The 22,773-nt window shown below is 47.1% G+C and carries 30 protein-coding genes and 1 tRNA gene; 30 read left to right on the top strand and 1 reads right to left on the bottom strand.

Going from position 1 to position 22,773, the window contains the following annotated elements:
* From C3B52_RS06495 to C3B52_RS06470, 6 genes are all read left to right on the top strand, one after another.
* Positions 1-897 carry a YIEGIA family protein gene (locus tag C3B52_RS06495; protein WP_103105266.1) on the top strand — a complete coding sequence of 299 codons (897 nt, stop codon included), beginning with the start codon at positions 1-3 and terminating at the stop codon, positions 895-897.
* 12 nt (positions 898-909) lie between these two features.
* Complete coding sequence (locus C3B52_RS06490) at positions 910-1,092, top strand: capping complex subunit for YIEGIA (protein ID WP_103105265.1); 183 nt, start codon at positions 910-912, stop codon at positions 1,090-1,092.
* Positions 1,093-1,146: 54 nt separating this feature from the next.
* Positions 1,147-2,460, top strand: a complete 1,314-nt coding sequence (gene der / locus C3B52_RS06485; protein ID WP_103105264.1) for a ribosome biogenesis GTPase Der — start codon at positions 1,147-1,149, stop codon at positions 2,458-2,460.
* A gap of 15 nt (positions 2,461-2,475) precedes the next feature.
* Positions 2,476-3,078: a glycerol-3-phosphate 1-O-acyltransferase PlsY gene (plsY, locus tag C3B52_RS06480; RefSeq protein WP_103105263.1), complete on the top strand. Its 603-nt coding sequence runs from the start codon at positions 2,476-2,478 to the stop codon at positions 3,076-3,078.
* A gap of 56 nt (positions 3,079-3,134) precedes the next feature.
* Entirely contained in the window at positions 3,135-4,163 is a 1,029-nt protein-coding gene (locus C3B52_RS06475) for an NAD(P)H-dependent glycerol-3-phosphate dehydrogenase (protein ID WP_103105262.1), read from the top strand.
* Between the two features lie 72 nt (positions 4,164-4,235).
* Positions 4,236-4,493: a stage VI sporulation protein F gene (locus C3B52_RS06470; RefSeq protein WP_103105261.1), complete on the top strand. Its 258-nt coding sequence runs from the start codon at positions 4,236-4,238 to the stop codon at positions 4,491-4,493.
* 119 nt (positions 4,494-4,612) lie between these two features.
* Here C3B52_RS06470 and C3B52_RS06465 read toward each other — a convergent pair whose 3' ends face one another.
* Positions 4,613-5,125 carry a hypothetical protein gene (locus C3B52_RS06465; RefSeq protein ID WP_103105260.1) on the bottom strand — a complete coding sequence of 171 codons (513 nt, stop codon included), beginning with the start codon at positions 5,123-5,125 and terminating at the stop codon, positions 4,613-4,615.
* Positions 5,126-5,277: 152 nt separating this feature from the next.
* On the opposite strand from C3B52_RS06465, the gene C3B52_RS06460 reads away from it, so the two are divergent.
* The 24 genes from C3B52_RS06460 (at position 5,278) to aroH (ending at position 22,521) form a co-directional block, all read left to right on the top strand.
* Positions 5,278-5,451: a DUF2768 family protein gene (locus C3B52_RS06460; protein ID WP_235615615.1), complete on the top strand. Its 174-nt coding sequence runs from the start codon at positions 5,278-5,280 to the stop codon at positions 5,449-5,451.
* Positions 5,452-5,463: 12 nt separating this feature from the next.
* Complete coding sequence (locus C3B52_RS06455; protein WP_103105258.1) at positions 5,464-5,760, top strand: 2Fe-2S iron-sulfur cluster-binding protein; 297 nt, start codon at positions 5,464-5,466, stop codon at positions 5,758-5,760.
* A gap of 15 nt (positions 5,761-5,775) precedes the next feature.
* The gene (locus C3B52_RS06450) at positions 5,776-6,123 is read left to right on the top strand and encodes a 2Fe-2S iron-sulfur cluster-binding protein (protein ID WP_103105257.1); all 348 of its coding nucleotides are present in this window, start codon (positions 5,776-5,778) and stop codon (positions 6,121-6,123) included.
* A 17-nt stretch (positions 6,124-6,140) separates the two neighbouring features.
* On the top strand, positions 6,141-6,866 hold the full coding sequence (locus tag C3B52_RS06445; RefSeq protein WP_103105481.1) for a hypothetical protein: 726 nt from the start codon (positions 6,141-6,143) through the stop codon (positions 6,864-6,866).
* A 266-nt stretch (positions 6,867-7,132) separates the two neighbouring features.
* Positions 7,133-8,611 (top strand): stage IV sporulation protein A, encoded by a 1,479-nt coding sequence (gene spoIVA / locus C3B52_RS06440; RefSeq protein WP_103105480.1) that lies wholly within the window; start codon positions 7,133-7,135, stop codon positions 8,609-8,611.
* 238 nt (positions 8,612-8,849) lie between these two features.
* Positions 8,850-9,122, top strand: a complete 273-nt coding sequence (locus tag C3B52_RS06435) for an HU family DNA-binding protein (protein ID WP_005831316.1) — start codon at positions 8,850-8,852, stop codon at positions 9,120-9,122.
* A gap of 237 nt (positions 9,123-9,359) precedes the next feature.
* The gene (gene folE, locus C3B52_RS06430) at positions 9,360-9,923 is read left to right on the top strand and encodes a GTP cyclohydrolase I FolE (protein WP_103105256.1); all 564 of its coding nucleotides are present in this window, start codon (positions 9,360-9,362) and stop codon (positions 9,921-9,923) included.
* A 181-nt stretch (positions 9,924-10,104) separates the two neighbouring features.
* Entirely contained in the window at positions 10,105-10,836 is a 732-nt protein-coding gene (locus tag C3B52_RS06425; protein WP_164684714.1) for an NPCBM/NEW2 domain-containing protein, read from the top strand.
* A gap of 285 nt (positions 10,837-11,121) precedes the next feature.
* A tRNA-Pro gene (locus C3B52_RS06420) sits at positions 11,122-11,198 on the top strand.
* A gap of 162 nt (positions 11,199-11,360) precedes the next feature.
* Entirely contained in the window at positions 11,361-12,059 is a 699-nt protein-coding gene (locus C3B52_RS06415) for a lytic transglycosylase domain-containing protein (protein WP_103105254.1), read from the top strand.
* A 37-nt stretch (positions 12,060-12,096) separates the two neighbouring features.
* Complete coding sequence (gene mtrB / locus C3B52_RS06410) at positions 12,097-12,327, top strand: trp RNA-binding attenuation protein MtrB (protein WP_103105253.1); 231 nt, start codon at positions 12,097-12,099, stop codon at positions 12,325-12,327.
* Positions 12,328-12,399: 72 nt separating this feature from the next.
* Positions 12,400-12,915 carry a hypothetical protein gene (locus tag C3B52_RS06405; RefSeq protein ID WP_103105252.1) on the top strand — a complete coding sequence of 172 codons (516 nt, stop codon included), beginning with the start codon at positions 12,400-12,402 and terminating at the stop codon, positions 12,913-12,915.
* A 116-nt stretch (positions 12,916-13,031) separates the two neighbouring features.
* Positions 13,032-13,868, top strand: a complete 837-nt coding sequence (locus C3B52_RS06400; protein WP_103105251.1) for a heptaprenyl diphosphate synthase component 1 — start codon at positions 13,032-13,034, stop codon at positions 13,866-13,868.
* Positions 13,869-13,873: 5 nt separating this feature from the next.
* On the top strand, positions 13,874-14,593 hold the full coding sequence (locus tag C3B52_RS06395) for a demethylmenaquinone methyltransferase (RefSeq protein WP_103105250.1): 720 nt from the start codon (positions 13,874-13,876) through the stop codon (positions 14,591-14,593).
* 73 nt (positions 14,594-14,666) lie between these two features.
* The gene (locus C3B52_RS06390; RefSeq protein WP_103105249.1) at positions 14,667-15,536 is read left to right on the top strand and encodes a UbiA-like polyprenyltransferase; all 870 of its coding nucleotides are present in this window, start codon (positions 14,667-14,669) and stop codon (positions 15,534-15,536) included.
* Positions 15,533-16,129, top strand: coding sequence for a UbiX family flavin prenyltransferase (locus C3B52_RS06385; protein ID WP_103105248.1), 597 nt, complete (start codon positions 15,533-15,535; stop codon positions 16,127-16,129). Before C3B52_RS06390 ends, C3B52_RS06385 begins: the two co-directional genes overlap by 4 nt.
* Positions 16,130-16,134: 5 nt before the next feature.
* The gene (locus C3B52_RS06380) at positions 16,135-16,998 is read left to right on the top strand and encodes a menaquinone biosynthesis protein (RefSeq protein WP_103105247.1); all 864 of its coding nucleotides are present in this window, start codon (positions 16,135-16,137) and stop codon (positions 16,996-16,998) included.
* A 9-nt stretch (positions 16,999-17,007) separates the two neighbouring features.
* A complete protein-coding gene (hepT, locus tag C3B52_RS06375; protein ID WP_103105246.1) occupies positions 17,008-17,973 on the top strand; it encodes a heptaprenyl diphosphate synthase component II in 966 nt (321 codons plus the stop codon).
* 104 nt (positions 17,974-18,077) lie between these two features.
* Complete coding sequence (gene ndk, locus C3B52_RS06370; RefSeq protein ID WP_007716560.1) at positions 18,078-18,521, top strand: nucleoside-diphosphate kinase; 444 nt, start codon at positions 18,078-18,080, stop codon at positions 18,519-18,521.
* A gap of 135 nt (positions 18,522-18,656) precedes the next feature.
* Positions 18,657-19,430, top strand: a complete 774-nt coding sequence (locus C3B52_RS06365; protein WP_103105245.1) for a CheR family methyltransferase — start codon at positions 18,657-18,659, stop codon at positions 19,428-19,430.
* Between the two features lie 74 nt (positions 19,431-19,504).
* Positions 19,505-19,675 (top strand): hypothetical protein, encoded by a 171-nt coding sequence (locus C3B52_RS36335; protein ID WP_164684713.1) that lies wholly within the window; start codon positions 19,505-19,507, stop codon positions 19,673-19,675.
* A 204-nt stretch (positions 19,676-19,879) separates the two neighbouring features.
* Positions 19,880-21,040 carry a chorismate synthase gene (aroC, locus tag C3B52_RS06360; protein ID WP_103105244.1) on the top strand — a complete coding sequence of 387 codons (1,161 nt, stop codon included), beginning with the start codon at positions 19,880-19,882 and terminating at the stop codon, positions 21,038-21,040.
* On the top strand, positions 21,040-22,140 hold the full coding sequence (aroB, locus tag C3B52_RS06355; RefSeq protein WP_103105243.1) for a 3-dehydroquinate synthase: 1,101 nt from the start codon (positions 21,040-21,042) through the stop codon (positions 22,138-22,140). Before aroC ends, aroB begins: the two co-directional genes overlap by 1 nt.
* 3 nt (positions 22,141-22,143) lie before the next feature.
* A complete protein-coding gene (gene aroH / locus C3B52_RS06350) occupies positions 22,144-22,521 on the top strand; it encodes a chorismate mutase (RefSeq protein ID WP_103105242.1) in 378 nt (125 codons plus the stop codon).
* Positions 22,522-22,773: the final 252 nt, after the last annotated feature.

Genomic DNA, 22,773 nt, shown 5'->3' with positions numbered 1-22,773 from the left:
GTGCTCAAACAGCTTCTTGCAAATGAATTTGTCTTTCCGATTACTCTAGGCTTTTTCTTCGGGATTTTGTGCCGAATTCATCTGCTTCGTACAGATTATCGGCAATATCCTACATATCCACATGGAAAAATTATCCACGTTTCATTGGGAGTGATTGCTTCTGGATTAGGAGCACTGGCTGTTCCGGCCTTACTCAAGGAAAATTACACAGCAGTAACGTTTTTGACCATTGCTGCACAGCAGTTTCGCGATGTTCGCAATATGGAACGAACGACTCTCTCTGAGATCGACAAGCAGGAGCTTGTTCCGCGTGGTGGGCCCTATATCGAAGGAATAGCTATGGTCTTTGAAGGACGCAATTACATGGTAATCTTCACCTCGTTAGTAACGACGACAGCCACGATTTTGTTTCACTGGTGGGGTGGTGCTATCGCTGGGCTTATAGCGTTACTCATATCCCGCAAGCTCCGGTCTGGCAAGACACTTTCGCTTATCGTCGATGTGGAACCAGCACAGCTGCGCGTGGAGGGAAGAGATTTGTACGCCGGGGATATTTATATCATGAACGTGGGGCTGCAGGATGCTCAAAAAGTAATTGCTGAGCAAGGGATGGCGTTTATTCTAAGCCCGAAAGACGCGAATGCCAAAGTAACAATTGCCCATCCTGGTCAGCGGCAAGCGATCCTACATGACGTGGCCGCACAGCTTGGAGTATTCACAGATACAGGGGAGCCATCTCTTACACCTCTAGTTAAGCGGGATATGCATACAGGGCGACTCGGTGTCTTTTTGCTTCCGCAAGTCAAGGATTATGACCGAGCGAAAACAGTCATAGAAGCAGTGCCGATACTAGAGAGCGTATTCCGGATGCCAGAAAAGACACAAGCCTTGCACTAGGAGGTGGCGATCATGATGGGTCAAATCTTGGCAGTGATTACGACGGACAAGGAACGCATCGCTGGAGGTGCTCCAATTTTCGTAGAGACAAGCAAGGAACGCATGCAGCAAACAGCATTTACGCTGGAGAAAATCTTGGACGCTATGGTTCATGAGATCAGGGAGGATACCCTTATCATTGTTCGTCATAAGTAGTGTATGGTATGATTAGCAAGTCAAAACGTAAAATGAGAGAGAGTGTTGTTGATTATGGGATTACCAGTGGTAGCCATTGTGGGGAGACCTAACGTGGGCAAGTCCACGATTTTTAACAGATTAATCGGCGAACGTGTCGCGATCGTGGAAGACATGCCGGGAGTAACCCGTGACCGCCTATACGGAAAAGGGGAATGGTTGACCCATACCTTTCATGTGATTGATACGGGCGGGATTGAGTTTGGCGAGTCCGACGAAATCCTTACGCAGATGCGTTACCAGGCTGAGCTTGCGATTGATGAAGCCACGGTCATCATCATGATTGCGGATAGTCGTACAGGAGTTACCGACGCCGATATGGAGCTGGCGCGGATGCTCAACCGTACAGGAAAACCGATTGTGCTCGCTGTTAACAAAGCAGACAATCCTGAGATGCGTGCTGATATTTACGACTTTTACTCCTTGGGATTGGGAGAGCCGTTTCCGATCTCGGGAAGCCATGGTCTTGGTTTAGGGGACATGCTAGAAGAGGTTGTTCTGCATTTTCCTTCGGAAGACGACGAGGAAAACAAAGACGACGTTATTCGCATATCCATCATCGGCCGTCCAAATGTGGGCAAATCATCCTTGACTAATGCAATCCTGGGTGAAGAACGGGTTATCGTCAGTGACGTCGCAGGTACAACTCGTGACGCGATTGATACACCTTTTGAACGTGATGGACAAAGCTATATTCTGGTTGATACTGCTGGGATGCGTAAGCGTGGAAAAGTGTATGAGAACACAGAAAAATACAGCGTTATGCGTGCGATGCGATCCATTGAGGACTCGGATGTCGTTCTCGTTGTACTTAACGGGGAAGAAGGCATTATTGAGCAGGATAAAAAGGTTGCTGGTTATGCACATGAAGCTGGTCGTGGCGTCATTATCGTCGTAAACAAATGGGATGCCGTTGAGAAAGATGACAAGACCATGCAACGCTTCACTGAATTGATTCGGGAAGAGTTTAAATACCTCGATTACGCTCCGATCATGTACGTATCGGCAAAATCCAAGCAGCGTGTACACACCATTTTACCAAAAGTAAATGAAGTATCTCAGGCACATGCAATGCGTGTACCGACTTCTGTTCTCAATGATCTGGTTACAGATGCAACCATCCGGACACCACCACCATCGGATCGCGGAAAACGTTTGAAAATCAACTATGTTACACAGGCAACAGTTAAACCTCCGACGTTTATTCTATTTGTGAACGATCCAGAGCTTATGCACTTCTCCTATGAACGATACATAGAGAACAAAATACGCGAGGCGTTCGTCTTTGAGGGCACGCCTGTACGAATCTGGACGAGGAAGAAATCGTAGGGAGGAAAAACCGCCATGGTGTTATTGTCTTGGGTAATCAGCTATCTGATCGGGTCCATCAGCTTTAGCTATCTCATCGCCAAAAAAGTTGCAGGAATTGACATTCGCTCACATGGCAGTGGAAATGCGGGTGCCACCAACACACTACGTGTACTCGGAAAAGGACCAGGCATCGCTGTACTCATACTTGATGCGTTAAAAGGGCTAGGGGCAATGGGGATCACTCATTTGATGACGGGTGATCCTACTGCCTATGCTGTTGCAGGCCTGTTTGTGATTGCAGGCCACAACTGGCCCATTTATTTCGGTTTTCGTGGGGGAAAAGGTATAGCTACCACTCTTGGCGTGGTGCTGGGCTTTTCGCCCCTGGCCTTTTTAATCGGTGCTGTACTGGCTGTCCTTGTCATTGCGATTACTCGATATGTATCGTTAGGATCTTTGGTCTTGGTAACAGCAATGCCGATCGCGATTTACTTTTTCGACAAACCGATTGCGTTTTTTTGGACGAGCTTGGTCATCGCTCTTTTCGCTTATGTTCGTCATTATAATAATATCCGAAATCTTCTTGCAGGAAATGAGCGTAAACTCGGAGATAAGTCTCAGCGTAAGTTGGGATAGCATAACGGCATCGTGAATAACTATGGAATGGATTTAGAAATGTGGAGGGGGACGTATTGAAGAAAAACGTAACCGTGATAGGTGCAGGTAGCTGGGGAACGGCACTCGCTTCTGTTTTGGCGGATAACGGGCATCAAGTAACGATTTGGGTACGCGATCCTAAACTGGCGGAACAAATTAATACAAAGCACGTCAATGAAAAATATTTGCCTGAAGTGAATCTATCAAGCAATATTGTTGCGAAGGTCGATCTAAAGGAAGCTGTTACAGGCAAGCCAGTCATTTTGCTTGCGGTTCCTTCTCACGCGATGCGGCAAATTTGTCGGCAGCTGATACCGTTTCTTGATCCAGAGGTCTTGCTGATTCATGCGACAAAAGGCTTTGAGCTGGAGAGTCTAAAACGGATGTCTGAGGTAATCATGGAAGAGATTCCGCTTTCGATCTCATCCAAGCTGGCTGTGCTTTCTGGACCTAGCCATGCGGAAGAAGTGGTTCGCCGTCAACCGACGACAGTCGTAGTTTCTTCTGCGTTCGAAGAGAGCATGTTACGTTCTCAGGACTTGTTGATGAATGCTAATTTCCGTGTCTATACAAACCCAGATTTGATCGGTGCCGAGATTGCCGGTGCGTTAAAAAACATTATTGCTTTGGGTGCTGGTATGTCCGATGGGCTCGGCTATGGTGATAACGCCAAAGCAGCTTTGCTGACCAGGGGCCTAGCGGAAATCAGTCGCCTGGGCATGAAGCTTGGCGCCATGCCACCTACCTTTGCAGGTCTGGCTGGTGTAGGAGATCTCATCGTGACGTGTACCAGTAAGCACAGCCGGAACTGGCGTGCAGGTTATATGCTCGGCCAAGGCAAAAAGCTGGATGACGTGCTGGAGCAGATGGGGATGGTGGTAGAGGGTGTCCGGACGACACACGCTGCCTTTGCACTGGCTCATCGTGAGGGTGTTGATATGCCGATTACCTCCGTCCTGTACGGAATCTTGTTTGAGGGTAAAGAGCCTCGCCAAGGCGTGGAGGAATTGATGGGGAGAGGTAAGACGTTCGAGATGAGTTATCTCGATCCGAATGGAGCGTAGCTTTTTGCCTCACACATTTAGGCTCCTGCACATACCATAGGGTGAAAGCCTAGGTAGCAGGAGGAGAGAGGTATGAACAACTTTTTTTTGAAAAAGCTACAAGGAAAAGCAAGTGAGCAGGTGGATGAGGCCAAATTGCGTTCGCTTGCAGGTCAAGTGAAGCGAAGTGATTTTGAAGACGAGGAAAAGCTGCGCCAAATCATCCAGTCGCTTGCGGCTCTAAGCGGAAAGAAGCTCACTACCGAAAAGGAAGACAAGATCATTGAGATGTTCCGCAATCAAGAAATCAGCCTCCATGACATGTCATCCCTAACCAAGCTCTTGAAGTAGCAGAAATGGGCGATTATGCCCGTTACCTGCTGGTAATTCGATCATACAGTAAGACTAGGAACAATCATGGCTCTACAGGGACATGGCTGACCTACAGAACCAAGAAAAAAAGAGGGATCTCATCCCTCTTTTTTTCGTTGCTTGGAGATGTTGTTGCCAACGGTCTGACTTAATAAATTTTGTACGAGTGGAGATTGAAGTAGGCCTAGCAGCTGACCGATATCAATATTGGCCAGCGGGTTGCTGCCGCCACCTGACTCTGTTTCAGATGCTTGCTCGACAGTTTTCTCTGCCTCTGCACTTGCATTTGTACTTGCACTTGCACTTGCTTTACGTTTGGAGGCGGGCTTTTCAGTAGCTACTGCCGGCTCCGGTGTACGTTTCCCCAGATTTTCAAACATCTCCATCGCACCGTACAGGGTGTCCATGGTTTCCTCTACTTGCCGAATAGTCGTGCTGATCCCTTTGATATTACTGCGCATTTTGGATACGGATGTACGCAGGTCAACCGCAGGGAGCAGTTTTTTTGGCGTGACAGCAAGTGAGACGTCCTGCACCTGATCCGTTAGTTTTTTGCTGGGTATGGGAGCATAAGGATTCCGCCATTTCCGGTTATTGGTTTTGTTGCTCAACTTCCATCCCTCCAATGGGCGTTCTTCATCACGATAGTCTATGCGAATGTCCAGTAGGAGGTTCGAAGGGCGTCAGGCGACAGGCTTACGAAATATGGTATAATGAAGCAAAAAATGCAAAGGATGCTGCAATCCCGATGTATATTGATCCTATGACCAAGATGAACATCTCCTTGCTGGCTATCGGCCTGATGTTCGTCTGTAATTTACTCATGATCTTTGCACGAAAAATGACCAATGCACTATTGCGTTTTCTAGTAAAAACAATCGCTTTTTTGCTGTTAATAGCGGTGTTTGTGATGATTTTGATTGTGATATTTGTATAAGGAGAGCGAAAAATGCCACAATTAACTTTACATACGCGTGCGGGTACACATGAATTGCCAGTCGAGATGAATCAAACGATTGTTACGATTGCCAAAAAAAACAAGGTGCCTTGGGGACATGCATGCCAGCGGGGCGTATGCGCACAGTGTCGGACGCTGGTAGTAGGTGGAGCTGAATACTTGAACGAAGTAACTGCCGAAGAGAAATTGCGTCTGCGCAAGGCGGAACGGGCTGAAGGCTTTCGTCTAGGCTGCCAGATCCAAATTGTTTCGGAGGGAGATGTAACGCTCACTCATCGGCCGTATTGACAGGAGCGAGCGATTATGGGAAAAGTAACGTTTTTGCCAAGTGGCAAGAGTATGAAGGCGCGAGCAGGACAAACGCTTGTGAGTACGGCTGCAGCGGCGAGAGTCGTAATCCCGCAGAGATGTGGTGGACATGCCTCCTGCCTCATGTGCCGTGTAATCCTGGAAAGTGGAGAGCTGTCAAATCCAAGTGCTCTCGAAGTGCGCAAGCTGCCTGAACAGGATCTGGTCAAAGGCATACGCCTCGGATGTCAGGCAAAGGCAACGGAAAAGGATTGTACGATCCGTATACCCGAAAACCGTTTGAAATCAGTCGTACAGGCTGCTTTGGAACGTCAGCGCAAGGAAAATGAAGAATGGGACTAAGAGGTGTGGAAAACAGCATGTTGCAATCATGGCGTAAAACGTTCAATCTGGTTATTAGTATTACAGTCTTGACCGTTATTCTATCAGGCTGTATGTATCCGGATGAACGAAAAGCAGAAAATCAGGTTCCAAGTACGTTTTTTCTAGATGCGACCCAAAAAGCAATTGAGCAATTTCAAAAGGATACGCAAGTTTTACCTATCGTAACAAAGCCATTGGATACTCCTATTTTTGAGAAATACGAGATTGAATTCCGTAAAATGATTCCGAAATACATGCCGGACGTACCTGGAAATGCCTTTGAAAAAGGCGGGGTATTCAAGTATGTCTTGATTGATGTGGAAACGAAGCCAACAGCAAAGCTGATTCATTTGGGAGCAGTCAGTACGGTTGCTGATGTTCAGAGCGCGGTTGATCGCTATCGCAACTATTTTAATAAATTGCCGATCCAAGCTGATTTAGGGAACGGTTATTATTCCATTGACCACGCGGAAATTGGCGCAAAGGCGTGGCAGGTGCAATCCACGATGGGGAACTATCTGTTGCCGCTGGTGATGAACGCACAGGGCCAGGTAGGGATCGACTACGGGGCCGATATCGCCACGATGCTTCGTGAGTCAAAAGTGACCGTGCCACCCAATACAGATCCACGTTATGTACTAGCACGAGAGTCCATGTTTGTGCCAGCGAAGTCCTTTCCGTATGAGCTGGTCGATGGGGAACCAAAATTGCTGAAATTGTAAACAAGCCACAATCGAGACATCCGCATGAGCGGGAAGCTTCCATGCGCCCGAATTCACAAGGGGTCGGGCATATAAAGCGTATATGGGAAAAGAGAAAAACGACTCATGGAGAGTCGTTTTTTTTGTTCTAGTTATCCCAAAAATACATATATTTGTACTGTCCACGAAACTAGTACGAGATTCCCTACGAAAATACTGGCGGTCAGGGATAATTCGGAAAAACGGTCATAGTGTAAAAATAGACAAATAGAAGGAGGTCATCGATGGTGGAACGAGTCGATATCTTTAAAGACATTGCCGAACGGACGGGCGGAGACATCTACCTAGGTGTCGTTGGCCCGGTTCGTACGGGAAAATCGACCTTTATTAAGCGGTTTATGGAGCAGGTCGTCATCCCGAATATCCAGTCAGAAGCTGAGCGGATACGCGCCACGGACGAATTGCCGCAGAGTGCTTCGGGCCGAACAATCATGACGACAGAACCAAAATTTGTTCCTAACCAGGCCGTCAATGTACACGTAACCGAAGGACTCAGCATCAACGTTCGCCTCGTTGACTGCGTCGGTTATACAGTACAAGGAGCGAAAGGCTTCGAGGATGATAATGGCCCTCGCATGGTGAATACACCGTGGTATGAGGAGCCTGTCCCGTTTGAGGAAGCTGCTGAGGTAGGTACGCGCAAGGTAATCCAAGAACACTCCACCATTGGCATTGTCGTGACAACAGACGGCAGCATCGCTGAAATACCGCGCGTAGGATACATCGATGCGGAAGAGAGAGTCGTAGGTGAGCTGAAGGAAGTAGGAAAGCCTTTTGTGATCGTCGTCAACTCTACACGCCCACGCTCAGACGAAGCACAAAACCTGCGCCTACAGCTTCAAGAAAAATACGATGTTCCAGTAGTTGCCCTGTCAGTGGATCAAATGACCGAGCAAGAAGTGCTTCTGCTCATGAGGGAAGTGCTGTTTGAATTCCCGGTACATGAGGTAAACGTAAATTTGCCAAGCTGGGTAATGGTCCTTGAGAATGGACACTGGCTCCGTCAGAATTATGAAGAAGCCGTACGTGAAACCGTGCAGGATATTCGTCGGTTACGCGACGTGGACCGCGTCGTCGGCTTCTTCAATGATTATGACTTCGTAGAGCGTGCGTCCCTCGCAGGAATGCATATGGGGCAAGGGATTGCGGAGATTGATCTCTATGCGCCAGACGAATTGTACGATCGCATCCTGATGGAAATTGTGGGTGTTGAAATCAATGGAAAAGACCATCTGTTGAAAATCATGCAAGAATTTGCCCATGCCAAACGAGAGTACGATCAAGTGGCAGAGGCTTTGCACATGGTTCGGAGTACAGGCTACGGAATAGCTGCTCCGTCGTTGCATGAAATGACCTTGGACGAACCTGAGCTGATCCGTCAAGGGCCACGCTTTGGGGTAAGGCTAAAGGCGACTGCACCATCCATCCATATGATTCGTGTAGATGTCGAGTCCGAATTCGCTCCGATTATCGGCACCGAAAAGCAGAGCGAAGAGCTCGTCCGCTATCTGATGCAAGACTTTGATAAAGATCCATTATCCATCTGGAATTCGGACATCTTCGGTCGCTCCCTCCATTCCATCGTGAGAGAGGGTATTCAGGCAAAAATCACGATGATGCCAGACAACGCACGTTACAAACTGCAAGAAACCTTGGGACGTATCATCAACGAAGGTTCAGGTGGACTGATTGCCATTATACTCTAAGGACTAGGTAAAAAGTCCTAAGAATAGCGAGTTCAGAAGGGGCTCCCGCCGTGACGGGAAGCCTTTTTTTCTTGTATTTCGTTTTATTTCGACAGGAAGGGCTTGAATTTAAGAAATCGGTGTATTACTATAAGCTTGTCAGATCGGTAAAAACAACCAATCGTGTATAAAATGCTTCGTTTCGGTTAAGAAAAATAATAGCTAGGACTTGGTGTTCTTTGAGGGGAGGTGAACAAGAATGAACAAAACAGAACTGATTGCAAAAGTGGCTGAAACCACTGAGCTCACCAAGAAAGATGCAACCAAAGCGGTTGATGCGGTTCTCGACGCAATTGCTGATGCTCTCAAAACTGGTGATAAAGTCCAACTGATCGGCTTTGGTAACTTCGAAGTTCGTGAGCGCGCGGCTCGTAAAGGTCGTAACCCACAAACTGGTGAAGAGATCGAAATCGCTTCCAGCAAAGTACCTGCTTTCAAACCAGGAAAGCAACTCAAAGACTCCATTAAGTAATCGTTACGATTGCGAACGAAGCACTTACATAAAAAAATCCACATTGTCTCAATGTGGGTTTTTTTCTGCTTATATACACTTCAAGAAGAAAATCTTGTCAGATCTTTTTGTTTTTTTGTATCCAGTGTGATAAGATGAGCATGTTTCGCCTGTTGAGAGAATCGCCAGACAGGTACAAGGATTTGGCGTACCACAAGGCTTGCAAAAGTGGTAAGCCATTAAGTAGGAGGTACAAGAATGAACGTTGATTTGGATAAAATTAAGCAAGCGGTTCGAATGATTTTGGAAGCAGTCGGGGAAGATCCAGATCGTGAAGGCTTGCTCGATACTCCTAAGCGTGTAGCAAAAATGTACGCCGAAGTTTTTGAAGGCATGCACATAGACGAACAAAAATATTTTGAAACGGTGTTTAGCGAGGATCATGAAGAGATGGTTCTGGTCAAAGACATTCCGTTCTACTCCATGTGCGAGCATCATCTTGTCCCGTTCTTTGGAAAAGCCCATGTTGCGTACATCCCAAAGGGTGGCCGTGTAGTCGGACTGAGCAAGCTGGCGCGTGCTGTTGATACGGTAGCACGACGTCCGCAATTGCAAGAAAGAATCACAACCACCGTGGCAGATGCTATCGTCAGCAAGCTGGACCCGCATGGGGTAGTCGTTGTCGTAGAGGCTGAGCACATGTGCATGACGATGCGCGGAGTGAAGAAGCCAGGCTCCAAAACCATCACGTCTGCTGTACGAGGCGTGTTTGAAAATGATCCAGCATCCCGTGCAGAAGTATTTAGCCTGATTCGTTCTTAGTAAAAAGCTGATCGCTTACCTTTGCGATCGGCTTTTTCTTTTGCAGGAGGAAAAGAACTGACTAATCTGATAATAAAGTCCTGGAACATGTGAGCAAAAATAGTAACTAAGTTGGCACCCGAATTAAGGAAGTACTGCTATAATTTTGGGATATTCTGTATTTCGGAGGAGAGCTCATATGGTGAAGAAGTCCAAATTCGGTTTTGTGTCTGGATTTTTCTTAGGGTCGATCTTTTTTTCGGGTATAGCCTTGGCGGCAACGGGGTCCATCCCTGTTACGATGCAGCCAATCAAATTTATGGTAGATGGCAAGCTGCGTGAGACAAACGATGCTTTTTTATATAATGGCGTACCCTATGCACCGGTAGCATTTGTCGGGGAAGCGGCAGGGAAAAAGGTTTCTTGGGATGCAAGCGCTAGTACAGTAACCATCGGAGGACCTGCTGCAGGAACCGGAAGCGAAACGAGATTGTCATCGTTAAAGTACGACATGACATACGGGCTCAAGCATGCCAACTCTGTTGTTGATAACTGGGAAAAGGGCGTATTTTCTGCAGGAGGGACTGTATATTCTCATGGTGTGGGTTACAGCTCGATCACAAGTATAGCAACAGATAAATTTAGCAATTCGACGAGACAGGTTTTCAAGTTTGAGCTAGGTGGAAAGTACAAGGAGCTCTCTGGTGTTGTTGCTATTGACGATCAGTCACCAAATAAACAGGGAGAAATCATCTGGAGGATCATTGGTGACGGAAAAGTACTTCACGAAAGTCCACGGATGAAGGCTGGGCAAAGTCAGCTAGTAAAGGTGAATGTTGCTGGAGTCAAGACGTTGCAACTCGAACCGCGTATGGTTTCTGGTGAGACGAAGTCTAAAATGAATGTGTTTTTCGGAAATGCATTGTTAAAATAGCGCGTTATCCGGACGAGAGCCCAGGAAGGCATAAGTAGATCTCTTTAGCTAGCTGTTTCTTTCGTACATGCCAAAAGAGATCTACTTTCGCTTGTGGGAAGCTACAAACCTAAGCCCCACTGAGGAAAAATGATTGGCAAAAATTCGCTTTTTACTCTTGCGAGGGTGGGCTAACGTACTGTATAATTGAGCGCATAGGAGAAGAGAACGGTTTCATTGCTGAATGAAAAACGGTCACTCGGACCTTGAAATTTTGGTTTCCCTTTCACTTCAATGTGAAGACGTCGGGATGTGGCGCAGCCCGGTAGCGCGCACCCTTGGGGTGGGTGAGGTCCAGGGTTCGAATCCCTGCATTCCGACCATGTACATGAACAGACCAGAAGCCTGAGCGTTAGGCTTCTTTTTTTGTACATATCAACATTCGTTATCTTCACTCTCACGTGGATCCCAAGTTCACTATTGGCTTCCTGATATTTCTTTTTTATAATGGGAGGAAGACAAGCGAGGAAGGGTTGTTCGTATCCATGAATGTTCCTGTATCACTTCAGCCATATTTGAACCAGCTGTCGAAATACAACGATAGTGGCTCGCAGCAGTCTATTCTTCCATACGGTGATGAGGATCTATTTGCAAATCTTTTGCAAGAAAAGATAGCAAATGGACAAAGAGTGATTACCTCAGAGGAAATAATAGCTGAGCTGGACGGATCACCTGATCTTGACTTTTCTTCAGGAGTCTATGGTCGCAATGCCACGACATCTGAGTCCTATGCAGCTGACGGAAAAGCTGCGGCAATCGCTCCGAAAGAGATTTTGGAAAAAATCGACCGGATGGCACAAAGGATTGGTGTAAACGCAGATTTAGTGCGTGAAGTAGTAAGAGCTGAATCCAACTTTGACCCAACTGTTGTTTCGCACGCAGGAGCAAAAGGGTTGATGCAGTTGATGGACCAAACTGCAAAAGCGATGCATGTGCGCAATGTTTATAATCCGGATGAAAACCTGGCGGGAGGAACGAAGTATTTGAAGTCTCTCCTGGACCGATATGATGGCAATGTCAAGGTAGCATTGGCTGCCTACAATGCTGGCCCTGGACGGGTTGGCCGCTTGGGAATTGATACGGACGCAGAATTAGAAGCAAAGTATGATCAATTGCCGCAAGAAACACAGCGTTATGTAGAGAAAATCATGAACCGATTACAATCGAATGGGACAACATACTAGGGCATCAGCGATTGCGTAATCGTCAGGAGGGTACAGCGTGTCTCAACCATCTGCTTTTAATCAAGATTACTTTGTGGTCAAAGCAAAAGAAAATGGCGTTCATGTGATCGGACTTACGCGAGGTACAGACACTCGTTTCCATCACACAGAAAAGCTAGACAAAGGCGAAGTCATGATCTTTCAATTTACGGAGCATACTTCAGCGATTAAAGTGCGGGGGAAGGCGGTTATTTACTCTCAGCACGGTACGATTGATACTACTGAATAAGTCTCTCTTTTACATAAAAGCAGGCATAGCCTGCTTTTTTTGTTTGTACAATGGTGGAGAGGAGGGATGCCCATGCCCCGCAAACTTGTAATGGCCATCGCCGTTTCCACGTTGATTGCACTATTGCTATCTCTCGTGCCGAGTAATAGCTGGAAAAATAATGACATACCCACATTTCAGGCTGCTCGCTCAATTCATCTAAGCGAGCAAAATGCGTTGGATTTGTTTACAAGGGTGGAAACACATTATAATATTAAGCGTATAAAATGGGAAAACTCGTCAATTTATGTCGATTTGGCGGTAAAATCCGATCAAAAGGTAGAGCTTCCTCATGTTTATCACGATTTTTATGGCTTGACACATGAGTTATTGACGCTTACTGACAATGTGAAGCAGGTGTATTTTCGATTGCTAGAAGTGACCGATACCCCCAAAGAGTCAAAGCTCCTTGTGGCGATACAATCAAATGGTGAAAATCTGCTCGACCCTGCTCATCCATTAGCAGAATTGTCCGAAGTGGAAGCATATGTAACAAATACGTTTCCGGTTCGGATTGAGCCCTATTTTTATGAGAGAATTAGTCCCTGACGAAAGAAGTATGGTATGATAGCAGGGACGGCCTTTTGACCGGACGGCTAAGTATGACGGAAGTGTACGAAAGCAGGCAGACATCTTTAGGTTGCGCAGCTTGTGGAGGAGGACGCATGAGCAAAGAACACACCCCCTATGTAGACGAAGTTCGGTTGATTATCGAACAGATCTACAAGCGATCTACCCATTCCTATGTAGAATATTATGTTGATGTTCCTTCCATGGCGGAAAATCGTCTTGAGCTTTTGTACCTGTTTTTACTGGAGCAGGGCATGACCAAGGAACGGGCAGTGATTTTCTGCACAGCAACGGGACTCGTCCAGCTGGGACTGGACATGCACGAACATGTAAAGAACGAGTATGAGCAGACCCAAACGGCAGAGCGCAGCAGACAGCTGACAGTGCTTGCTGGGGACTATTACAGCGCGCGTTACTATCATCTGCTGGCTCAAAACAGTGAAATCAAAGCGATTCAAGTATTATCCGGTGCCATTCAAAGAGTCAATGAAGCCAAAATGAGGCTGTATACGGCAGTTCGAGATGGCAAGCTCCCGACAGACGAAGAATACTGGGAGCTGCGTAATATGATTGATACAGGCTTGTATGTAGCAATCGTAGAAGAATACGCCGATTCCGAGGACCATCGCCGTTTCTGGATTGATCTCATGAAGCAAACAGCAAAGGTAGAGAGTGTAATCGGAGAATGGGAGCAAATAAAGTGGCAAGAACAAGTTCCCTTTGGTTTTGCCCGTTTTTTGCTGCAAAAACCAGGTGCTACCCTCGCGCAGGTGATGTCCAGTGTCGAGCTTAAAGCCATGGAATTGATCGGTATGTGCGAGCAGATGGTGCGAACCCTGCACCCTGCAGAAACCCGCAGCATGCTGTCAACGATTACAGCTCGTTACTCCCATCGGATTAATCGTTTGAAAAGGGTTATTGAGGAGATGTAAGCCTAGTGGACCAAATCCAAATGAAAGACAAAGCAGAATACGTTCACTCTGTATTTGAAAGCATAGCGGAAGAATACGACAAGATGAACAACGTCATCAGTTTTGGTAGTCATGTTGCTTGGCGTAACTACACGATGAAGCAGATGAATATCCAGCCTGGCCATACTGCTTTGGACGTTGCGTGTGGTACAGGAGATTGGACGATTGCGCTGGCACAAGCGGTCGGTGAGGAAGGGCGTGTCGTCGGCTTGGACTTCAGCCAAAATATGCTGGATGTTGGTGCATATAAGGTTGCGAATGCCGGAGTAGGCAACAGGATCAAGCTAGTAAATGCGGATGCCATGAATTTGCCCTATGAGGATAACTCATTTGATTTTGCGACCATCGGCTTTGCTCTTCGCAATGTACCTGATGTTCAGCGAGTATTGGATGAAATGGCGCGTGTCGTAAAGCCGGGTGGAAAGGTTGTCTCTCTGGAAGTATCCAAGCCTCCCTTTATCCCTTATCGAAAGCTATTTTATCTTTATTTCTATAAAATATTGCCGTTAGTTGCGAAGTGGACAGTAAACAAGTATGAAGAGTATGCATGGCTGCCACAATCCTTGACCAATTTCCCTGACAGTCGAGAGCTGGCACACATGTTTCAAAAAGCAGGACTGGATCCTGTCCAGGTGAAGTTGTTTATGGGTGGAGTCTCCGCTCTGCACATCGGAACAAAGCAGTAGTTTTTTCAATTACTGGTACCCGTAAGCTGACTGGGTAAGCCAGTATTTCTTTAGTGGATAGGAAGTGTAACGCATGGGTCTTCGTAAATTGAAAATTATTTTGGAAATGATAAAATTTGAGCACTCCCTTTTTGCTCTGCCCTTTGCTTTTATGGGAGCTGTTTTGGGTAGTATTGTTATAGAAAAGGCTTGGCCTACTTGGATGCAAATCTTTTGGGTCACAGTAGCAATGGTTGGAGCACGCAGTGCGGCTATGTCGCTGAATCGGGTAATTGACCGAGTCATTGATGCGAAAAATCCGCGTACGGCTACACGTGCCATTCCAGCTGGACTCATCTCCATATTGGAAGTAATTTCGTTTATTGTTGTGTCTTTTGCCGTTCTTTTCATCGCAGCTTATCAATTGAATGATCTGGCTGTGAAGCTGCTGCCATTGGCTGTTTTTGTACTGGTACTGTATTCCTATACGAAGCGCTTCACGTGGCTCTGTCACTTCATTCTAGGTGTCGCTATCGGTTTTGGACCTCTGGGCGGCTGGGTTGCGACCACCGGTCAGGTAGACCCGATTGGCCTTTTGTTGTTTGTATCTGTGATGTTTTGGACAGCGGGCTTTGATATCATTTATGCGTGCCAGGATGCTGATTTTGACCGCAAAGAAGGCCTGTTTTCCATGCCAAGCCGTTTCGGAATCAAGAATGCCTTGATCGTCGCGCGTGTATGCCACATTCTTACCTTCATTGGTTTGATGTCCCTGTATGCCGTAGCAGACCTGTCTATCTGGTTCTTGATTGGCGTGTTGATTTCCGGTGCGATTCTCATTTATGAGCACAGCCTGGTAAAGCCAACGGATCTGTCCAAGCTTGATGTTGCCTTCTTTAACATGAATGGTATTTTGAGTGTCGTGATGTTTACTTTCACGATGATCGATCTGGTGATCGCATGAGCCAGCAAAAATGGGCTGTTGGGATAACAGGTGCGAGTGGCGCCATCTACGGGGTACGCCTGGTTCAGGAGCTGCTTGCCGCAGGACATATCGTACACCTGATGATTACAGAAGCAGGCTGGCAAGTTTTTCACGATGAGCTGGATTGGGAAACAGATGATAGAGAAGGATTTGTGCAGGAGAAGCTGAAGCAGGATTTTCCTGGGGAGCTGTATTACTGGGGACTGCGTGACTTCAATTGTCCAGCAGCGAGCGGTTCCTATCGCTGTGATGGGATGATCGTCGTCCCTTGTTCAATGGGCACGGTCTCAGGAATTGCGCATGGTGCCTCAGGAAATCTGCTAGAACGAGTGGCGGATGTCATGATCAAAGAAGGACGCCGCTTGGTGCTCGTGCCGCGTGAAACGCCACTGAATGCGATCCAGCTGGAAAACATGCTGAAGCTTAGCCGCTTAGGCGTAAAAATCTTGCCGGCGATGCCTGGCTTCTATCAGAAACCGCAAACGATGGATGACCTCATTCATTTTGTAGTAGGGAAAACTTTGGATGCACTTGATGTGCCACATTCGCTGTTTCGGCGTTGGGGGGAATAGGAAGCATGCAAAAGTCCTTGCGAGTCGGACAAATTTTATACACAAACGTACTCCCGGTTTACTTCTATTTTGATCAGCCCAAATTTGAGGACCGTATTCAATTTATTCGACAAGTCCCTGCCCAGTTAAATCAGGCGATGGCTGCTGGTGAGATTGATATGGGGCCGATTTCTTCCTTTAGCTACGCTGAGCATGCTTCCCAATACGTGGCGCTTGCGGATTTGTCCGTCAGCGCCAAAGGGAGAGTAGGCTCCCTTTTCTTGTTTAGCAAAAAGCCGATTGAGCAGCTGAATGGTTCTCGGATTGCACTGACGAATACATCGGCAACTACTGTCAATCTGCTAAAGATTATTCTCCATAAGTTTTACGATTATGAGATTTCTTACGTTACACAAGAACCTGTTTTAGATGAAATGCTGCTGGACGCAGATGCTGCGCTGCTGATTGGAGATGACGCAATCCAAGCAAAGCGAAATAGTCGTAACCTGCACGTTTATGATTTGGGAGAACTATGGCATCAGTTTACGGGATATTCCATGACATTCGCGATATGGGCACTGCGTAAGGCTGTGATCGCGGATCATCATGATTTGATTGCAGAAGTTCACGCTTCCTTTTTGGATAGTAAAAGGAAGACGAAAGAAAACACGGCTCCCTTGATTGATTACGTTCACACCCATTTCGGAGGAGAGAAAGAGGAGTGGGTCCGCTATTTTCAGGGATTACAGCACGATTTCGGCGACGTGCAGCGAATTGGACTGGAGTACTACTACCGATGCGCGGCTGAGCTGGGACTTCTAGCGGCACCAACTACTGTCGATCTGTGGCAGGCAGGGGGCAGACAGACCAAAACTACGTTGACGAGATAGGTGGAACGGATGAACCTGGTCGATATTTACTTCAAAATGAAAAAGGACGTTCAGTATATTGAGGATGAACTGGAAAAGTCCATCGATACAGATGTACGCGAGCTGTATCAATCCTCTACTCACCTGCTCAAGGCAGGGGGAAAACGGATTCGCCCTGTATTTGTGCTGCTCGGGGGAAAATGGGGAAAATATGATATCAAGCGTTTGAAGCACGTTGCTGTTCCACTTGAGCTGATTCACATGGCATCGCTCGTTCATGACGATGTGATTGACGATGCGGACAAACGCCGCGGGAAAGACACGGTTCGGATGAAGTGGGACAACAAGGTCGCCATGTATGCAGGGGATTATATCTTTGCACGTGCATTAGCAATTGCCTCACAGCTGCCTATCCCACAGCTGCATCAAATCTTGTCCAATGCGATCGTAGAGGTTTGCAAGGGAGAAATTGAACAGGTCAAGGATCTAAACAACTGGGATCAAAATTTCCGGACTTATTTGCGTCGGATTAAACGTAAAACGGCACTATTGATAGCGATTAGCTGTCAGCTCGGTGCTGTTGCCAGCGGTGCTACTGAAGAGCTGATTCGGAAAATGTATTGGTACGGGTATAACGTGGGGATGGCTTTTCAAATTACCGATGACATCCTGGATTTCACGGGAACAGAAAAGCAGCTGGGGAAACCGGCTGGAAGTGATCTGGTTCACGGAAATATCACATTGCCAGCGTTGTATACAGCTCATCACGGTAAAGCGGCAAAACAATTCCAGACCTGGATAGCTGAAAATACATTTTGGGATCACATTGATGAAGCGATTCGACTAGTCCGTGCTGATGAGGGAATTGCGTTTTCACAGCAGCTGGCGGAGCGCTATATTGCGCGTGCACATGCAGTATTAGCGGATTTACCTAATAATCAAGCGAAGACCTCTCTCACAGGAATTGCCAACTTTATCATTGACCGCAAATTTTAATCATTTTTTGACCGTCAGGCTGTTGCTTGACCACCATAGTTTTGATAAAATTTCTGTTGGTGTCATATACACCAATACATAGCTCTAATGGAGGCATACTTACAATGGAAAAAACATTCCTTATGGTAAAACCTGATGGTGTACAACGTAACCTGATCGGGGAGATCGTTTCCCGTTTTGAGAAAAAAGGATACCAACTCGTTGGCGCTAAGCTGATGACTGTTAGCCGCGAACTGGCTGAAGAGCATTATGCAGAGCACAAAGAGCGTCCTTTCTTCGGTGAACTTGTGGACTTTATCACTTCTGGTCCAGTATTCGCTATGGTATGGCAAGGTAACAATGTAATCACAACTGCTCGTGCTATGATGGGCAAAACAAACCCAGTAGATGCAGCTTCTGGAACAATCCGTGGCGATTTCGCAACATCCGTTGGCATGAACATTATCCACGGTTCTGATTCTCCTGAAAGCGCTGAGCGTGAAATCGGTCTGTGGTTCTCCGCTGAAGAAGTTCTTTCCTTCGAAAAAACAATCCAACGCTGGATCTAAGCCATACTCCAAAAAAACCCCCGTTTTGGGGGTTTTTTCTTTTTTTCGTCAAAATCTCCGTCAGTCCTGATAGGAATTTACGCGAATAATGGCGAATCAAGTAGAAATGTAACTGCATAAGGGGGTACCGCTCTCATGGAAGATAAGGACTTTCTCCAATTTATAGCGAGTGTTAAAAAAATGACCGGAATTGATCTTGCCCTCTACAAGGAAGCGCAAATGAAGCGTCGTCTTACCTCGCTCAGAATGAAACGGGGATATCAATCATTTGCCCATTATTTTGATGCCATCTCAAAGGACAAGGAATTGTTCTATGAGTTTTTGGACCGGATGACGATCAACGTATCGGAATTTTTCCGCAACCCTGGCAGGTGGGATGTGCTTGAAAATAAAATTTTGCCTCGTCTTGCGAAACAATCAGGGCGTGTCAAATGCTGGAGTGCAGCTTGTTCGACGGGGGAAGAGCCGTATACGCTTTCTCTGATCTTGCTTCGAAAAAGACTGGATGCGACCATCTTGGCTTCGGACATCGATGAAGGCGCATTGTCCAAAGCGAAGCAAGGGGTGTACACGGACCGTTCCCTGCAGGATTGTCCCAAAGAACTGGTCAGCAAGTATTTTGCGAAGGATACACTCAGCTATCGCATTTCAGATGAAGTGAAAAAACGAGTGACCTTTAAAAAGCATAATTTGCTGGCGGATACATTTGACGCCCAATTCGATCTCATCATTTGCCGAAACGTCATGATTTACTTCACAGAAGAAGCGAAGCATGAGCTGTACCACAAATTCAGTCGTGCACTCAAACCGGGTGGCGTGCTGTTTGTCGGCAGTACGGAACAAATTTTCCAACCTCAGCAATACCAGTTTGAGGCGGAAGACACGTTTTTTTATCGGAAAATGGGATAATTCACCAGTGCTCTAGTATATCTCTCTTCTTTTTTCCCAAGACTAGGAATACCTACTTGCAGGGGAGGCAGCAGATGGATAAGCACAAGGTCATCGAAGCATATCGTCGAGGTCTGATTACACTTCAAGAATGTGGACAAATACTAGGAGCGGAAAAGACGCAATTAGACGATTTAATGCGTGTCGACCACCTCCGTCAACCGCTCAGCTCCAATCCGTTTTTGGTGGTGGACCGCTTTTCATGAGCGCCACGTGAAAGCCAAGCGCTTCTCCAACAGGAGGGGCGTTTTTCATTCAGCTAAAAGGATTTCAACGAGTTTTGCCACTTTGGTGTTTCCACCGAGGTACAGGTATGATATTATAGCGCTTAAAAGTGATAAAGGACAGCGACCCTTTTTGAACCATATTAAGGGAGTAAAGCTGCCTTGGAGGATGGAGGAAGGAAAGAGATGCGTTACTTGACAGCAGGGGAATCTCACGGACCTCAATTGACAGCAATCATCGAAGGCGTACCGAGTAACTTGCCTATTTCCATTGAGGCGATTAACGAGCAGTTGGCACGTCGACAAAAAGGTCATGGCCGTGGAAGAAGAATGCAAATTGAAAAGGATCAAGTGAAAGTTGTTTCTGGTGTCCGCCATGGGTATACAACAGGAGCGCCGATCACGCTGGTCGTGGAAAATAGAGACTGGACTCACTGGCAAGGAATCATGAATGCGGAACCAGTCGAGGGAGCGGAAGAAAAAAGACGCGTATCTCGTCCTCGTCCTGGACATGCAGATTTGAACGGTGCGATTAAGTATCATCAACGTGATATGCGAAATATTCTGGAACGTTCCAGTGCGCGTGAAACTACCATTCGTGTAGCCGTGGGTGCAGTGGCGCGTCAGCTGCTCGCAGCTTTCGGAATTCGCGTAGGCGGTCAAGTCCTGCAAATCAATGATGTTGTGGCAAAACGTCAAGAGGTTAGCCTCGATGAGTTAATTGCACGTACAGAGGAATCGCCGGTTCGTTGCCTGGATAAAGAAGCGGAGCCATTGATGATGGCTGCGATTGATAAAGCAAAAGAAGACGGGGATTCCTTGGGTGGAATCGTCGAGGTTATCGTAGAAGGAGTTCCAATCGGATTGGGAAGCCATGTTCAATGGGATCGCAAGCTGGATGGACGACTCGCACAAGCGGTAATGAGTATTCAGGCATTCAAGGGCGTTGAAATCGGAGTCGGCTTTGAAGCTGCAGGCTTGCCAGGCTCCAAGCTGCACGATGAAATCATTTGGAACGAAGAAACAGGCTACAGCCGCAAGTCAAATCGTGCGGGTGGACTTGAGGGTGGTATGACTACAGGTATGCCAGTCGTGGTTCGCGGTGTGATGAAGCCGATTCCTACTTTGTACAAGCCACTCATGAGTGTTGACATCGATTCCAAAGAGCCGTTCTCTGCTAGCATTGAACGTTCTGATAGCTGTGCGGTACCTGCTGCAAGCGTCGTAGCGGAAGCGGTAGTTGCTTGGGAAATCGCAAACGCCATGTGCGAAAAATTCCCGAGTGACTCGATGGATGACATGGTGGAAAACGTGCGTCAATACCGCGCTTACACGGAGAAATACTAATGACTACAGAGAGCCTGACTGTTGAACTAGGAGAGCGCTCTTATCCGATCGTGATTGGAAATGGCCTTTTGCAGCAAGTTCCAAAACTGCTGCAAGAGGCAGGGGTTTCCTCCACCAGCAGCCTGCTGATTGTGACTGACGAAAACGTAGCTGTTCGCTATCTGACTTTGCTGCGAGATGTTCTTCGTGCAGCTGGCTACAAAGCCTCTGCGAGCGTGATTGCGGCAGGTGAGCAATCGAAAAGCTTGTCCGTTTACGAGCGTATCATGACGGAAGCGATTGAAGCTGGTCTGGATCGAAAATCTGCCATTTTGGCTCTTGGCGGTGGAGTTGTCGGAGACCTGGCAGGATTTGTGGCAGCCACATACATGCGCGGGATCGATTTTGTGCAGCTGCCTACGACACTGCTTGCACACGACAGCTCTGTTGGTGGCAAGGTAGCGATCAATCATCCGCTGGGCAAGAATTTGATTGGTGCCTTTCATCAGCCGCGAGTGGTAATCTACGATACCGCAGCATTACACTCCTTACCGAAGCGCGAGGTGGCAGCAGGATTTGCGGAGGTCGTCAAGCATGGACTCATTGCAGATGAGTCTTTTGTAGATTGGCTGGAAGAAAATGCAGCACAGCTGTGGGAGCTTGATTCAGAATTGTTAGGGAAAGCAATTCAACGTGGCTGTGCTGTCAAAGCTGCAATCGTCTCTGAGGACGAGACAGAGCAGGGGAAACGAGCGCTGCTTAATTTAGGGCATACGTTTGGACATGCGTTTGAGGCGTTATCGCAGTACTCTGTGCTAAATCACGGTGAGGCAATCTCGATCGGCATGTGCTTGGCGGCCAAGGTTGCTGAGCGTATCGGCTTTGCTGAAAAAGGAATTTACGCGCGTACAGAGAGAGTACTCCGTCTCTATCATCTCCCAACCAGCTGGCCGGGCAATGTAACCCCAGAGGCTGTATTGGAAGCGATGAAACGGGATAAAAAGACAATCGGCGGAAAGCTGGCTCTTGTATTGCCACGTGCAATCGGAGAAGTAGAAGTCGTGAAAGATATTGATGAACAATTGATTTTGACTGTTATGAGAGAAGAAGTGGAGGCATAAGCGATGGGAGTGCGAGGTATCCGTGGCGCTGTAACGGTGGAAGCCGATACGCGCGAGGAAATTGTTTCAGCAACAAAATGGCTGCTGGAAGAGATGGTAGGACGCAATCAAGTAAATCCGGAAGACATCGGTAGCATCATCATTACGACGACACCGGATCTGTGTGCGACTTTTCCGGCTCAAGCTGCACGTATGATTGATGGAGAAGCTTGGGCATTCGTGCCATTGATGTGTGCACAAGAAATTCCGGTCCCAGGTGGTCTGCCTCTTTGTGTGCGTGTCATGATGCATGTAAATACAGACAAGACTGCCAAGGAGATCAATCACGTTTTTCTGCGTGAAGCAGTTAAGCTACGTCCAGATTTAACAAATCACAGTTGACAATCGAGGCGCTCTCTTTTACCATAAGTGAAACGAGAGCGCCTCGTTTACCGGTTATAAGCAAATTCCGGCTGAGAGCAGAGCAAGTAGAGCAGAGTAGAGATGAGTTAGGTTGAGGAGAGAAGAGCAAGCTGGGTACATACACATACCCAAAATCCAGGTCCGTACTGGATTATTTTTCATATTTTTCTCCCCCTATCTCTCGCTCTAAGAAGCGGGTAGAGAAAAGGTGAGCACTGTCCCTTTTCACTC

It is taken from the genome of Brevibacillus reuszeri (assembly GCF_002897295.1).
GTDB classification, from domain to species: domain Bacteria; phylum Bacillota; class Bacilli; order Brevibacillales; family Brevibacillaceae; genus Brevibacillus; species Brevibacillus reuszeri_A.
This window is presented reverse-complemented; position numbering and strand designations above follow the sequence as displayed.